Source organism: Rhizobium sp. Leaf453 (genome assembly GCF_001425605.1).
Lineage (GTDB): Bacteria > Pseudomonadota > Alphaproteobacteria > Rhizobiales > Rhizobiaceae > Pararhizobium.
Genome location: NZ_LMRG01000030.1, coordinates 119,085 through 132,921, shown reverse-complemented (window position 1 = coordinate 132,921; position 13,837 = coordinate 119,085). Strand labels below are relative to the sequence as shown.

Genomic DNA, 13,837 nt, shown 5'->3' with positions numbered 1-13,837 from the left:
ATGGACAGCAGCTTCACCGGCAATAAGATGCGGAGGTTACGAATTCGCATCCGGCGGGGCCGCTTCCCACGCTCCCGTCCTTCAGTGGGGACCACAATGAAAAAGATTCTTCTTGCCGCGGTCGCATTCGCCGCATCGACCGCTCCCGCCTTCGCCCATCTCGATCCGGCTGAGCACGGCTCGTTCCTCTCCGGCGTCACCCATCCGTTGTCGGGTCTGGATCACATCCTCGTCATGGTCGCGGTCGGCCTCTGGGCAGCGCAGATCGGCGGACGGGCGCTCTGGGCGGTGCCCGCAGCCTTCGTCGGCACCATGGCCTCCGGTTTCGTACTCGCCATGACCGGCGTGTCCCTGCCGTTCGTCGAACCCACGATCCTTGCCTCCATCGTGGCACTCGGACTTCTGGTTACCCTGGCCGTGCGGATGAATACGGCCGCCTGCGCCGCAGTGGTCGGCGTCTTCGCGCTGTTCCACGGTTACGCCCACGGCGGTGAACTCGGCGAGGCAGGCGCCCCGCCCTTCAGCGCCGGCTTCATCATTGCCACGGCGCTGCTGCATGCCGCCGGTATCGGCCTTGGCCTCGGCATCGGCCGCCTGTCCTCGGGCCGCATCCTCTCGCGCATTCTGGGCGGCTTCACCGCCTTTGCCGGATTGGCGTTGATCCTCGGCTGATCTTACTCCCTCGTTTCGTCGTGGTCGGGCTTGACCCGATCATCCATGCTGGAAAACGTGGATCCTCGGCTCAAAGGCCGAGGATGACGGAATTTGAGGATGCCGGGAATAAACCAGAACGCAAAACGGCGGGCTTTTGACCCGCCGTTTCGTTGTGAGATCAACCGCGCCCGCGATAAGGCTGGACGCCCTGATCCGGCAGCCAGACACCCTCCGGCGGCTTGCCGGTCTGCCAGAACACATCGATCGGAATGCCGCCGCGCGGATACCAGTAGGCACCGATCCGGAGCCATTTCGGCGACAGAAGGTCGACAAGCCGCTTGGCGATATCGATCGTGCAATCCTCGTGGAAGGCGCCGTGATTGCGGAAGGAATGCAGGTACAGTTTCAGCGATTTCGATTCGACCAGCCAGCCATCCGGCACATAATCGATGACGATATGGGCGAAATCCGGCTGGCCGGTCATCGGGCAGAGCGACGTAAATTCCGGGGCGGTGAACCGCACCACGAAATCGGTACCGGCATGGTTGCTCGGCACCCGCTCCAGTACGGCCTCCTCCGGGTTTTTCGGCGCCTCGACAGCCTGCCCCAATTGCGAGAGGCCGGAAACATCGGTCTTGCTCACGATTTCAATCCTTCAACGACTTTAACGCGGATGCCATGGGCCTTTTCGCCCTCCGGCTCCACATGAATAGCGATCTTGGCGCCGGGATTGACCGCCCGAATGGCATCTTCAAGGCGATCGCAAATATCGTGCGCTTCCCCCACCGGCATGGCGGCGGGAACGACCATGTGGAAATCGACGAAGATCGCCGACCCCGCCTCTCGGGTCTTCAGGTCATGCACGCCGAGCGAACCGGTGGCATTGGCGGCGATCGCGGCCTTGATGGCGGCCTCCTCTTCTGCAGCAACCGCCTTGTCCATCAGACCGTCGATGGAGCGGGCAATCACTTTCCAGCCCTGATAAAGAATGTTGCAGGCGACAAGCACGGCCAGCAGGGGATCAAGCACCGCATAGCCGGTGGCTATCGCCAGCACGAGGCCGATGAGAACGCCGATCGAGGTGAAGACATCCGAGAGAATATGTTGACCATCGGCGGTCAGCGCCGGGGATCGCAGAGCGCGACCGGAACGGATCAACACTCCGGCCCAGAGGGCGTTGATGAAGCCTGCCAGAATATTGATCGTCAGACCGAGCGCCGGCGCTTCCGGCAGACGCGGCGACAGGATGGCCGGCACCGCCTCCCAGGCGATCAGCAGCGCCGCCACGACGATCAGTACGCCCTCGATGACGGCCGAAAAATACTCGGCCTTGTAATGACCGAACGGATGGCCCGCATCCGCCGGCTTGGCGGCATAGCCGATAACGAGAAAGGCGACGATCGCGGCGACGACATTGACGATCGATTCCAGGCCGTCGGACAAAAGCGCCACCGATCCCGTGACCCACCAGGCCAGCATCTTCAGGCCGAGCACCAGAATGGCAAGTGGAATGCCCCAGAATGCGAGCCGCTGCGCCCTGTTCTTTTGAATGCCAATTGCCATTTCCGGCCCTCATTTCCAATAAAAGAACCGCCGCGTCCTCTCGGGCGCGGCGGTTTTCAACCTTGCGGCCCTGCGACTATCAGGCAGCCTTGATCTTTGCCCGCTTGGCAAGATGCGCCACCACGTTTTCGATCATCCGCATGCCGGCATCTCCGCCGAGCGTCATGATCGATTCCGGGTGGAACTGCACCGCGGCGATCGGCTCCTTCATATGCTCGATACCCATGACGGTACCATCATCGCTTTCCGCCGTGATCATGAATTCGCGCGGCAGGGTCGAAGGATCGGCGAAAATCGAGTGATAGCGGCCGACCGTGACTTCCTTGCCAAGGCCTGAGAAGACGATGCCGGGTTCCAGTACCCGGATGCGCGAGGGCTTGCCGTGCATCGGAACGGCGAGTTGGCGCAGATCGCCACCATAGGCTTCGGCCAGCGCTTGCAGACCCAAGCAGACGCCGAAGATCGGCAGGTCGCGGGCGCGCGCCTTCTTGATCGTCGCCTTGCAATCGAAATCCTTCGGCATGCCGGGACCGGGCGACAGGACGACGAGATCGGGCTTTACCCGATCGAAGATTTCGTCGGCCACCGGCGTGCGGACCGTGGTGACGGTGGCGCCCGTCTGACGGAAATAGTTGGCCAGCGTGTGAACGAAACTATCCTCGTGATCGACCAGCAGGATGTTGACGCCGGTTCCGACCGGCGCAACGTCGCGGCCCGTGCCACGGCTGTTGGCGGATTTTGCGTCGCGGATCGCTGCGATCATGGCGGATGCCTTCAGTTCGGTTTCGGCTTCTTCTTCTTCCGGATTGCTGTCGTTGAGCAATGTGGCACCGGCGCGTACCTCGGCAATACCATCCTTGATGCGGATGGTGCGCAGCGTCAGGCCCGTGTTCATGTCACCGTTGAAGCCGACCATGCCGATCGCGCCACCGTACCACAGGCGGGGGCTCTTTTCATGGCTTTCGATGAAACGCATCGCCCAGAGCTTCGGCGCACCGGTGACCGTAACGGCCCAGGCGTGGCTGAGGAACCCGTCGAAGGCATCCATGTCGTCGCGCAGGCGGCCCTCGATATGATCGACCGTGTGGATGAGGCGCGAATACATTTCGATCTGGCGGCGACCGATGACCTTGACCGAACCGGGCACGCAGACTCTGGACTTGTCGTTGCGATCGACGTCCGAGCACATGGTGAGTTCGGATTCGTCCTTCTTGGAGTTCAAGAGCTTGAGGATCTGCTCGCTGTCGGCGATCGGGTCTTCGCCGCGCTTGATCGTGCCGGAAATCGGGCAGGTCTCGATCCGGCGGCCGGACACGCGCACGAACATTTCCGGCGAGGCACCGACCAGATATTCCTGGTTTCCGAGATTGATGAAAAAGGAATAGGGCGACGGATTGATCGCCTTCAGCCGGTTGGAGATTTCCGACGGCTTGCTTTCGCAGCGCTCGAAGAACTTCTGGCCGGGCACAACCTCGAACAGGTCGCCGCGACGGAAGCTTTCCTTCGCCTTGGTGACCAGTTCGGCATATTCGCCCGGACGGTGGTCGCCATGCGGCGGAATGCTGTCGACGGTACGGAACGGTTCGGGGGCGATATCGCCTGCCTTGCCCTCGGTTGTCAGGCCATCCTTAGCGAAGTCGTAGCGGTCGATCCAGGCCTTGGCGGCATAGTGATCGACGACGAGGATTTCATCCGGCAGGAACAGCACCATGTCGCGCTGGTCGTCCGGGCGCTTCAGCTTCAGCTCGATCGAATCGAACTGGAAGGCCAGGTCGTAACCGAAGGCGCCATAGAGTCCGAGGCTCGAATCTTCCTGCGAATAGAACAGGTTGGTGACGGCGCGCAGCACCGTGAAGACCGTCGGCATCTTCGAGCGTTCTTCTTCGGTGAACACCCGGTCCGGCATGTTGATTGTCAGATCGAGACGGCGGGCCGTCGATGTGCCCAGCGTGATATCGGCGATACCGGCCAGATGATCGGAGATCATCGACAGCAGGGCTTCGCCGCGTTCGTTATAGGCTTCGACCCAGAGCGAGCGACCGAAGGAGGAGATGGCCAGCGGCGGATCGACGATAGCCGTATCCCAGCGGGTGTAGCGGCCCGGATATTCGTAGTTGGAGGAGAAGACAGCGCCCCGGCGCTCGTCGAGCTTGTCGACATAGCTGGAGATCGCTTCACCATAGGGGGCCTCGCGCCGCCGGCGGGTGACGGAAATGCCGCCCTTGGTGGTATAGGCTTCCCCGCCATCTGCAAGAATTGTCGTCGCCATCTGTCGCTCCATTCAGGCCCGTCATTCCTGCGGCCCGAATACAAAAAAGCCGCCTCGAAACTTCCGGGCGGCTTATCGTCTCAATCACGCATGACTGGTCAAGGCCGCTTTAGCGAGCCCACCACCAGATTGCAATGTTGCGTGCCTGTGTCATGGCAGAATTGTTAGCGTGAGAGAAAGGATTGTGCAAGCGGGCGGCGGCGGAAAAATAATGGCCATTTTCCGCCGCGCTTTCAGGTCCGATCAGGCCGGCAGCCGGGTCGACATGTGCGCCTGCACCCCCTTCGGGTCGGCGGCAAAGGCGGTCTGGACGTTGCGGGTCAGTTCGCCCGGGAAGACTTCCTCGGCGCCTGTTTCGACGCCATCCAGCGTTTCCGACGCGACCTCGACAGGCTTCAAGCGCGGTTCGGGCAGGTTCTTGCCCATATCCGTATCCACCTGCACCGGCATGGTGGCGACCACCTGCGTCCCCTGCCCTTTCAGTTCGGCGCGGATGGACCGGGTCGCGGCCAGACCGGCGGCCTTCGACGCGGAATATGTGCCGGCGGAGGGAAGCGTGACCAGCGACAGGAACGAAAGAACGTTGACGATGCTGCTCTGGCTTGCCTTGGCAAGGATTGGCGCAAAGGCTTTCGACAGCGCAAGCACGCCGAAATAGTTCACTTCCATTTCTGCCCGGGCGACGGACAGGTCCGGTGCCGAAAAGACGCCATGCTCGCCGGCGAAACCGGCATTGTTGATGAGAAGGGTGACATCGGTCGCAACCTTCGCCGCCTCGGCGATATCCGCCGCATTGGTCACGTCCAGCTTCAGCGGCACGAGGCGTTCCGGATCGAGTGCAACGAGATCAGCAAGTGCGGCCGGGTCACGGGCGCCGAGGTATACCTTGGCCGCGCTGCGGCGCAGCAGTTCGGCGACGAATTCGCGGCCGATGCCCCGATTGGCACCAGTGACTAGGGCGACGGAGTTTTCGATTTTCTGCGACATCAGTTTCTTCCTTATAAAAGTGCATATACACTATTTGTGCTATCAAAAAAGCCGAACGTTTCGGCCTCGTGTTTCTTCAGGTAGCGATGCCCGTCGGAACGGAGAGAAGCATCTGGCGCAGTTCATCCGCCCGCTCGGCTCCAACCAGTTCGACATATTCGGCCTGAGCGGCATGCCAGCATTCGGCACCTTCCGCCAGTTTCCTCTGCCCGGCATCGGACAGCATCAGAAGCAGTTTGCGCGACCCCTTGCCTTCCGGCACGCTGACCACATAGCCGTCGCGTTCCAGAGGCTTCAAGGCCCGCACCAGCGTGGTGCGGTCCATGACCATCGCCTCGGCGATCTCGGCCATGCCGGCCTTCTCCGCTTCGGCGATGTAGACCAGCAATGAAAACTGCGCCGCCGTGATCCCTGCTTTGGCATAGTGTCGCTCGTAAAGCTGCGAGACGAAGCGCGCGGCCTGGCGAATGGCGAAGCAGTTGCAGGTGGTGATCGACGATTGCGGTTTCATGAGAGGATGAATAGATGTGTATATGCACTTTGTCAATCGAAATTTATGAAATCCTGAAATGCGCGTCTCTCTTGGCCCTTGAATGACGCCCGACCGGAGGCTTGGATGCAACCGACCACGGTCCAAAAGCGTTGTGAACCGACCCCCTGCCATCTCCGGCAGAAAACGGAGCCTGTTCATGTCGTTTCGGATCGCCCTCTCGCTCGTTTCCATCCTCCTCCTGTCCAGCGCCGCCCTTCCCAAAAAAGGCCCCCTTCCCGAGAAAAAACCAGTGACCGTCGAAGTCCCGGTACCGGCTGAAAAGCCGGAAGAAAAGGCACAGGAAGAAACGGACATGCCTGCAAAGGCAGAACCGGCGCCGGCTAAGGATGACAAGGAAAAGCCGGCGCCGGCCGATGAAGACAAGAAGGATGCTCCGCCCGCCGATGACAAGGCCACGGTGGAAAAGCCCGAACCTGTGCTGACGATCAAGCCGGAAGACGGCAAGGAATACACCGCCTGCCTGGCCGACCTGAAAGCCATTGGCGCCGTCTTCGAGGAAACCAAGCGGATTGACGACGGCAAGGGGTGCGGCATCGACAAGCCATTGACCGTCACCACCGTGCTTCCGGGCATCACGCTGAAGCCCGAAGGCACGATGCGCTGCGAAACGGCATTGGAACTGGCGCGGTGGACGAAGGATGCGGTGCTGCCTGCGGCCAAGGCCGCGCTCGAAGAGGAAGGACCGCTGACGACGATCAACCAGGCGTCCAGCTATGTCTGCCGCCTGCGCAACAACGCCAAGACCGGGAAAATCTCCGAGCACGCCCGCGGCAATGCCATCGATATCGCCTCCTTTACGTTCAAGAGCGGAAAATCGATCGAAATCCAGCCGCGCGACGAAGACTCGACATTGGCCGGGGCCTTCCAGCGCGCAGTGACGGCCACAGGCTGCCTCTATTTCGAAACAGTGCTCGATCCTGGCAGCGACGAAGCCCATGAAAACCATCTACATTTCGACGTGATCGAACGCAAGGGCGGATACCGCTATTGCCGCTGATCACAGAGTCCGCATAGATTCTAGAATACTTCGTGGCCGTCGCCTCCGCCGTCTTGCCGGAGGCAAAGCCGCACCCCATTTGCATCGCATGCCGGGCTTCCGTGCTCGCCTGTTCACAAGGAATGTTTCATGCCCGTTTCCATGTACAAGCTCTCCGTGCCGGTCTTTATTCGCGGCCTCAACATTCTAGCCAGCCTTCTCGACAAGGCGGAGTCGCATGCCGCCGAGCGCAAGATCCCGCTCGACGACCTGTTCAATGCCCGTCTCGCCCCGGACATGCTGGCCCTGTCCGGTCAGGTTCAGCGGGTCAGCGACACCTCGAAAAACACCATCGGCCGGCTGAGCGACATTGCCGTGCCGAGCTTTCCGGATGAGGAAAAGACCTTTCCCGAGCTACGCGAGCGCATCGCCAAGACGATCGCATTTCTGGAAACCGTGAAGCCGTCCGATCTTGAAAAGAGCGATGAGCGGGAAGTGAATGTCAATTTCGGCAAGGTGAAGTTCAGCTTCACCGGTGACGACTACATGCTGAAATTTGCCATCCCGAACTTCTTCTTCCACGTCACGACAACCCACGACATCCTGCGCAACCAAGGCGTCGCGGTCGGCAAGGCCGATTATCTGGGCGCTTACAGCTAAGGCCAGCAGGTTTCTCGATGAATGGAAGGGGCCGCAATCCCCTTCAAACGGGTGAAAACCGGTTCCGACACTGAAAGCGGCCGCGACGTTTAGCGGCATCCAAAACCTCCGTCATTCCCGTGCCTGTCACGGGAATCCAGCCGCCCAAAACCTTGGGCGAAAAAAGTCTTTCGACCCGACGGACGTCGGGTCGCTGGATGCTCGCCACGAGGGCGAGCATGGGAGAGAATGCGGAGGCCACGAAAGAGTCCGCGGCGCCTGCCCCCGCTTCAGAACAGCCCTTCGATAAACCCGTCCGCGTTGAGGTAAATCTTCTCCGACGACGGCACTTTGGGCAGGCCCGGCATGGTCATGATCTCGCCGGTGATGACCACGATAAACCCTGCGCCAGCCGACAGGCGAACCTCGCGGACCGGGACGGTATGACCGCTCGGTGCGCCGCGCAAGTTGGGGTCGGTCGAGAACGAATACTGGGTTTTCGCCATGCAGATCGGCAAATGGCCGTAGCCCTGCTCCTCCCATGTCTTCAACTGGTCGCGCACCGATTTGTCGGCGATCACCTCGCCGGCATGATAGATGTCCTTGGCGATCGTTTCGATCTTCTTGAACAGCGGCATATCGTCGGGATAGAGCGGCGAGAACTGCGAGCGGCCGTTTTCCGCCAGTTCCACTACCTTATGGGCCAGATCCTCGATCCCCGCCGACCCCTGCGCCCAGTGTTTGCACAGGATCGCCTCGGCGCCGAGCGTGGCGACGAAATCCTTGATCGCCTGAATTTCCGCTTCCGTATCCAGCGTGAAGTGGTTGACCGCTACGACCACCGGCACGCCGAACTTCTTCACGTTCTGGATATGACGGCCAAGGTTAGCGCAACCTTTCTTGACGGCCTCGACGTTCTCCTGGCCCAGGTCTTCCTTCTTCACCCCGCCATTCATCTTCATGGCGCGCGCCGTCGCGACAATGACCGCCGCATCGGGCTTCAACCCGGCCTTGCGGCACTTGATGTCGAAGAATTTCTCCGCGCCGAGATCGGCGCCGAAACCCGCTTCCGTCACGACATAATCGGCGAGCTTCAGCGCTGTCGTCGTGGCCACTACCGAATTGCATCCATGGGCGATATTGGCGAACGGCCCGCCGTGGACAAAGGCCGGATTGTTCTCCAGCGTCTGCACGAGGTTTGGCTGCATGGCGTCCTTGAGCAGCACCGTCATGGCGCCATCCGCCTTGATGTCGCGGGCAAACACCGGGGTCTTGTCACGCCGGTAGCCGACGATGATATCGCCGAGCCGCTTTTCCAGATCCTTGAGGTCGGTCGACAGACACAGGATCGCCATCACCTCCGAAGCGACGGTTATATCAAAACCCGTCTCGCGCGGAAAACCGTTGGCAACACCGCCGAGCGAGCCGACGATCTGGCGCAGCCCGCGATCGTTCATGTCCATGACCCGGCGCCAGGCGACGCGGCGGATATCGATATTCTGTTCGTTGCCCCAGTAGATGTGGTTGTCGATCAGTGCCGACAACAGATTATGGGCCGAGGTGATGGCGTGAAAATCGCCGGTGAAGTGAAGGTTGATGTCCTCCATCGGCACCACCTGCGCATAGCCGCCACCGGCCGCACCGCCCTTGACGCCGAAGCAGGGCCCAAGCGATGCCTCGCGGATGCAGACGATTGCCTTCTTTCCGATGCGGTTGAGGCCGTCGCCGAGACCCACCGTGGTCGTCGTCTTGCCCTCGCCCGCCGGCGTCGGGTTGATCGCCGTGACCAGGATCAAACGGCCATTCTTCTTGCTCTTCTGGCGGGCGATGAAATCGGCGCTGATTTTCGCCTTGTCATGGCCGTAGGGAAGAAGATCTTCCGGGGGAATTCCAAGTCCTGCGCCAACCTCGAGGATCGGCTTTTTCTTCGCTGCACGTGCAATTTCGATATCGGACTTCACGTCGGCCATTTGGTGTCTCTCCCATCCACCTTTTTTGTTCTGGGAGCATAAGAGCCTGAATTGACGCCACTTTCCATATCCTAATTTGCCGTCGGATAGACCAAAAGCGACAATTGAGGCGCTCGAAACGACAGACCAACACGGGGGTATCTTTATTGCGACTAAGGATGCGGCGAAACGGTCATCGCCGGTACACCGGCAACGGCAGTGATCATGCTGCAGGAGGATACCGGCGGCGCGGTCTTGCAAAGTTCTCTGGCAACCAGCATGTCGGCGGTCCCAAGGCGCGTGATCAAGCCGAGCCGCAACAATTCATCCTCCGGCAGATGGCGCATGTCCTCCGGCGGTGTGCTCAGCATCGCCTCCAACGTCGATGCCTGAACGCCCATTTCGGCGAAATATCCGAGCAGCTTCTTGCGAATGGCCTTGCTCATTTTGGTGGTGGTCCGGACCGGCCCCTGCTTGCGGCCGACGACAGTCTTCTTCACCACTTTCTTCTTGCCATTCACGATCCGGTACAGGGTTTTGTAGGTGACCCGTGTCTCGCTATAGCTCGTCGTCACCTGATGCACGCCGACATAGGACCAGTGGCTGGCAAGACGGGTGACACCACCGGCCAGCATCAGCGGACAGGCAGAGGCGCAGAATGCACCGCCTGAAAACGCCGTGCCGGAATAGACACCCCGCGCCTCCGGTCCAAGCGTGCAATCGGGATCGGTTGGCTCGCATCCCCTGAAGCGAGTGGCGCTGACGCCGGTATCGAGCTTGCGCTTACGGATCATGCGCCCCATCGCAATGGCCGCATCGACATCGCCGCCGGGCGACTGAATAAGAATGGGTAGGCGCCGCTTACCGGCCGTTTTCAGGATCTTCTTCAAGCCCGCAGGCGAACCTGCAACGATCTGCCCCTGCGCGAAAATCCACTCGGGACAGCTTGGCTCGCAACCCGACACACTGCGCACGATGGAAAAGACCATCGGCGCGAACTCGGCCGGTGGACGCAGTTTCTCTTCGGCCGATGCCCAACCGCCACCGGTCAGGCAAAACAGGAAAACAGTGGCCATCCGCAACATCAGGCCCACTGTCCCCTCCCTTTACCGCGCGAGAATATCGCGCATTTCAACAAGATTCGAACGAACCCGGAGAATATAGAAGCCCATCGTTGCCAGATGTGTCGGCATGATCCAGCCATCCTCGCGGCCGTTCGAGATGATCGCCGGCTGAATATTCAGCGCGGCACGAAGCTGCTTGATGCTTTCCTGCCAGATCGGATCGATACCACGCGCCTTGATAACGGCGTCAAAATCGGCACCGGCAGCGGCGAGGATGCCGTAATAGCCGTAGAGCTGGCCATACGCGAACCAGAACCGGTCGTCAGCCCGAGTATCGAACCAGCCGCCATTGTGGAATTCCGAGCGTTCGCGAATGATTGCCGAGGTCGAGCCAATGTCGTTGGCAATGCGGTCGAGGAATTCGATCAGGTTGTCGGAGCGGCCGTCAAAAATCGCATCACAGGCTTCGAGCGAAACATTGAACTTGCGCAGGTCCTCCAGGGCCGTGCGATAATAGTTTGGCGTCGGCGTCTTCGGCAGCAGCGAGTCAGAACCGAAATACCAGGTCTCCTCATCGAACTGGATGTTGCCACGCGCACGCTGCAGGTCGGCGTTGACGCCGGACGTTCCGCGGACGCGGCCGAGTGAATCGACCAGTTCGACCGAGGTGCGCCGCACGGCCTGGTTGACCCCGCGCTGGAAGGAAGCCTTGTTGTCGAACCACGGCGTGCTGTCCCAGTCCAGCCCGAACAGGCCGAGCTTGTAGAGCAGCATCGATGAAATCCAGGCATTCTTGTTGACGTTCTGGTCGATCAGATCGGCCGTCACCTCGACCACCGCCGACTTGACGCAGGTCTTCGGCGCCGGCTCGGACGCCTCGTTGGCAGCCACCGTCGTGTTCGTATCGGTTGCCGCGACACCGGCATCCTGCTTGCGCTGGCTCAGGTTGTAGCTGTTGACATAATCAGGATCGAAGCCCGTCCAGACCTGCGTCTGCCAGACAAAATAGAAGTAGAAGCTGAAAAGCACCGCGAGGCCGATGCCGATCGGTCCCTTGATGATCCAGGCACGCGCCCGGTACCAGTTGGCGACCGTGATGAAGGGATAGAGGATCCAGGAGACCACAAGGCCAATGCCGCGGCCGATCGCGGAGAAAATGCGCTGGAAAAACGCGACGATCGGATCAAGCATTGCTGTTATCCTCCTTCAACCCGTAAAGGCGTTTGCGGAACGCCACCTTGTCCCTGAGATATGTGCCGGTCAGCGTCGCCACAACATATTCCCTGAACTTTTCACTGTAATGTTCATAGGCCGCATAGAAGCCCTGCTTGTCAAAGACGAAGCGAGAGACGAAATCACGCGGCACAAGCTGTGAAATCAGCCGGTTGGTCAGCCATTGATCGGGGTGATCCGGCGCGGCGCGGACCAGCAAGAAGCGGTGTTCGGGTGCCACGTCCTGCATCCTGATCGTTCCCGACGAAAGCACGGTACGAAGCATGGTCTGCAGGAAAGGATAGGCCCCATCTGCCGCAACACGCGCGGAATTGCGGTGCATCCAGGTCTGCAGCCAGATCGCGTCGACGGAACCCATGTCAGTCGTCGGGTCGACCGTATTGATGAGGCTGCGCAGGATCATGTCGCAGCGATGCTGGTAGAGACCCGAGCTTTCCACCCAGGATGCCTGAGGGAGTTGCAGCCGGTTGGTCGACGCCAGGAATTCGTAGATGCGCTGCGGGTCCGACAGGCTGATATAGCCCACCTGCCAAGGACGCGACCGGCGAAAGCCCGGCACCGAGGGATCGCAGATGACCGTCGTCGTCTTTTCATCGAGGAAGACATACACGCCGCCGAAATGATTGGCCCAGAAGGCGTCGTGGCGAAAGACCAGCTTGTCCGGAACCAGCGCATTTTCGCGGATGTCGCCGGTCAACTTGGCAAGCTCGACCATACGGTTCAGCATGGCGTCGTCGGACCATGCGGTCGGCACAGTCTTCAGCCGATCGACCAGCGCCCGCAGCTCTGCCGCCTTGCCGAGCATGTCTTCGGCCGACATGACCCGGAACCGCACCTCGTTGATCGACAGCAGATCGTCGATATCGCTGACCGTGGAGACGGAATCCTCGATCTCGCCGTAGAGTGCGTCCTTGATCGTCACCGCATTGATCGCCCGCGCATTGGCGGAGAAGAACTCATGCATCAGCGCGGCGGTGTTGGAAAAGCTGGTATGGACGACAGGAAGCTCCTCCTGCCCCGGAGTCATGATGATGAAGCGCCGGTTGACTCGGTTTGGATCGAGATAATCGCGGTCGCCAAGCTCATCGGCAATCTCGGGCGAAAACCCTGTCATGTCGATCTGGAACGATGAGAGAGATGTCGGGCGCAGACCCAAGCCCTGCAGCGCCTTGTTGTAACGTGCGATCAGGTGCGGCTCGGAAATTTCGAGCAGGCGACCATAGATGAGTTCGGCTTCAAGTAGTCGTTTCATGCGTTTGCTGCGATTTTGCGTTGATCAATCATCTTTAGACGGCGCTTCATCGCGTGTCGGCACCACGTCGTCGAGGTCTAGGCGAAGGACCCTTGCAATCGCTTTGAGCACGGAGATGCTGCCTTCCTTCTTGCCCGTCTCGATCTCGGAAATGTAGGCTGTACTGATACCGGCGGCAGCCGCGAGGTCCTTGGCGGAGAGCCCGCGAAAATCGCGCCAGACCCGGACCGGGTGTTCCCCGTCAATGAGCCGATCGACAAATTCGACAGGCACGCGCTCTTCTTCACCTGCCGCTACCCGCGCCTCATAAGCCTTGACCGCGAGCAAGTCCTCCAAGTCCTCGACAAGTTCCGACTGCTGTAGGAGCAAGTTATAATCGCTACGGCTCAGGACAACCATCTCCTCGCCGTTGGGCGTTGTGAAAGAAACGGGCGTGTTCATGGCTTCAATCCCTTATAAACCTCTCCGCGACCGGCAATCTTGATGACGTCTACTACCAATCCGTCCTCGCTGAAAATCACACGCCAATCGCCGACCCGAAGACGATAATATTCGATATCTTGCAGTTTCTTGACATTGTTGGCGAGCGATGCGGGATCCTCGGCATATTGCTGTATCTTCTGGCGTATTCGCTTCGCATCGGTCGCCGGCATCCGCGTCAGGGCCTTGATGGCCTCCTTGTCATAGATGACGCGCAT

The 13,837-nt window shown here is 60.2% G+C and carries 14 protein-coding genes; 3 read left to right on the top strand and 11 right to left on the bottom strand.

Annotated elements, in window-relative coordinates:
• The first annotated feature begins 96 nt into the window (after positions 1-96).
• The gene (locus ASG68_RS28455; RefSeq protein WP_062576918.1) at positions 97-672 is read left to right on the top strand and encodes a HupE/UreJ family protein; all 576 of its coding nucleotides are present in this window, start codon (positions 97-99) and stop codon (positions 670-672) included.
• Positions 673-832: 160 nt separating this feature from the next.
• Here the strand turns inward: ASG68_RS28455 and queF are convergent, their stop codons facing one another.
• The 5 genes from queF to ASG68_RS28430 all read right to left on the bottom strand — a co-directional run bounded on the left by queF (position 833) and on the right by ASG68_RS28430 (position 5,984).
• Positions 833-1,297, bottom strand: a complete 465-nt coding sequence (gene queF, locus ASG68_RS28450; protein ID WP_062576916.1) for a preQ(1) synthase — start codon at positions 1,295-1,297, stop codon at positions 833-835.
• Entirely contained in the window at positions 1,294-2,217 is a 924-nt protein-coding gene (locus ASG68_RS28445; protein WP_062576914.1) for a cation diffusion facilitator family transporter, read from the bottom strand. The genes queF and ASG68_RS28445 overlap by 4 nt, the downstream gene beginning before the upstream one ends.
• Positions 2,218-2,296: 79 nt before the next feature.
• Positions 2,297-4,486, bottom strand: coding sequence for an anthranilate synthase (locus ASG68_RS28440; protein ID WP_062576911.1), 2,190 nt, complete (start codon positions 4,484-4,486; stop codon positions 2,297-2,299).
• A gap of 243 nt (positions 4,487-4,729) precedes the next feature.
• Positions 4,730-5,473 carry an SDR family oxidoreductase gene (locus tag ASG68_RS28435; protein WP_062576909.1) on the bottom strand — a complete coding sequence of 248 codons (744 nt, stop codon included), beginning with the start codon at positions 5,471-5,473 and terminating at the stop codon, positions 4,730-4,732.
• 76 nt (positions 5,474-5,549) lie between these two features.
• Complete coding sequence (locus ASG68_RS28430) at positions 5,550-5,984, bottom strand: MarR family winged helix-turn-helix transcriptional regulator (RefSeq protein ID WP_062576907.1); 435 nt, start codon at positions 5,982-5,984, stop codon at positions 5,550-5,552.
• Positions 5,985-6,162: 178 nt separating this feature from the next.
• On the opposite strand from ASG68_RS28430, the gene ASG68_RS28425 reads away from it, so the two are divergent.
• Together ASG68_RS28425 and ASG68_RS28420 are read left to right on the top strand one after the other, a co-directional pair.
• Positions 6,163-7,023: an extensin family protein gene (locus ASG68_RS28425; protein ID WP_062576905.1), complete on the top strand. Its 861-nt coding sequence runs from the start codon at positions 6,163-6,165 to the stop codon at positions 7,021-7,023.
• Between the two features lie 129 nt (positions 7,024-7,152).
• Positions 7,153-7,662, top strand: a complete 510-nt coding sequence (locus ASG68_RS28420) for a DUF1993 family protein (RefSeq protein WP_062576903.1) — start codon at positions 7,153-7,155, stop codon at positions 7,660-7,662.
• Positions 7,663-7,931: 269 nt separating this feature from the next.
• On the opposite strand, the gene ASG68_RS28415 is transcribed toward ASG68_RS28420, so the two are convergent.
• From ASG68_RS28415 to ASG68_RS28390, 6 genes are all read right to left on the bottom strand, one after another.
• Positions 7,932-9,611 (bottom strand): formate--tetrahydrofolate ligase, encoded by a 1,680-nt coding sequence (locus ASG68_RS28415; RefSeq protein WP_062576902.1) that lies wholly within the window; start codon positions 9,609-9,611, stop codon positions 7,932-7,934.
• Positions 9,612-9,763: 152 nt separating this feature from the next.
• Positions 9,764-10,684 carry a hypothetical protein gene (locus ASG68_RS28410; protein WP_062576900.1) on the bottom strand — a complete coding sequence of 307 codons (921 nt, stop codon included), beginning with the start codon at positions 10,682-10,684 and terminating at the stop codon, positions 9,764-9,766.
• 12 nt (positions 10,685-10,696) lie between these two features.
• The gene (locus ASG68_RS28405; RefSeq protein WP_062576898.1) at positions 10,697-11,845 is read right to left on the bottom strand and encodes a DUF2333 family protein; all 1,149 of its coding nucleotides are present in this window, start codon (positions 11,843-11,845) and stop codon (positions 10,697-10,699) included.
• Positions 11,838-13,139 (bottom strand): DUF6638 family protein, encoded by a 1,302-nt coding sequence (locus tag ASG68_RS28400; protein ID WP_062576897.1) that lies wholly within the window; start codon positions 13,137-13,139, stop codon positions 11,838-11,840. The genes ASG68_RS28405 and ASG68_RS28400 overlap by 8 nt, the downstream gene beginning before the upstream one ends.
• A 24-nt stretch (positions 13,140-13,163) precedes the next feature.
• Positions 13,164-13,580 (bottom strand): helix-turn-helix domain-containing protein, encoded by a 417-nt coding sequence (locus tag ASG68_RS28395; protein ID WP_062576895.1) that lies wholly within the window; start codon positions 13,578-13,580, stop codon positions 13,164-13,166.
• Positions 13,577-13,837, bottom strand: coding sequence for a type II toxin-antitoxin system RelE family toxin (locus ASG68_RS28390; RefSeq protein ID WP_062576893.1), 261 nt, complete (start codon positions 13,835-13,837; stop codon positions 13,577-13,579). The genes ASG68_RS28395 and ASG68_RS28390 overlap by 4 nt, the downstream gene beginning before the upstream one ends.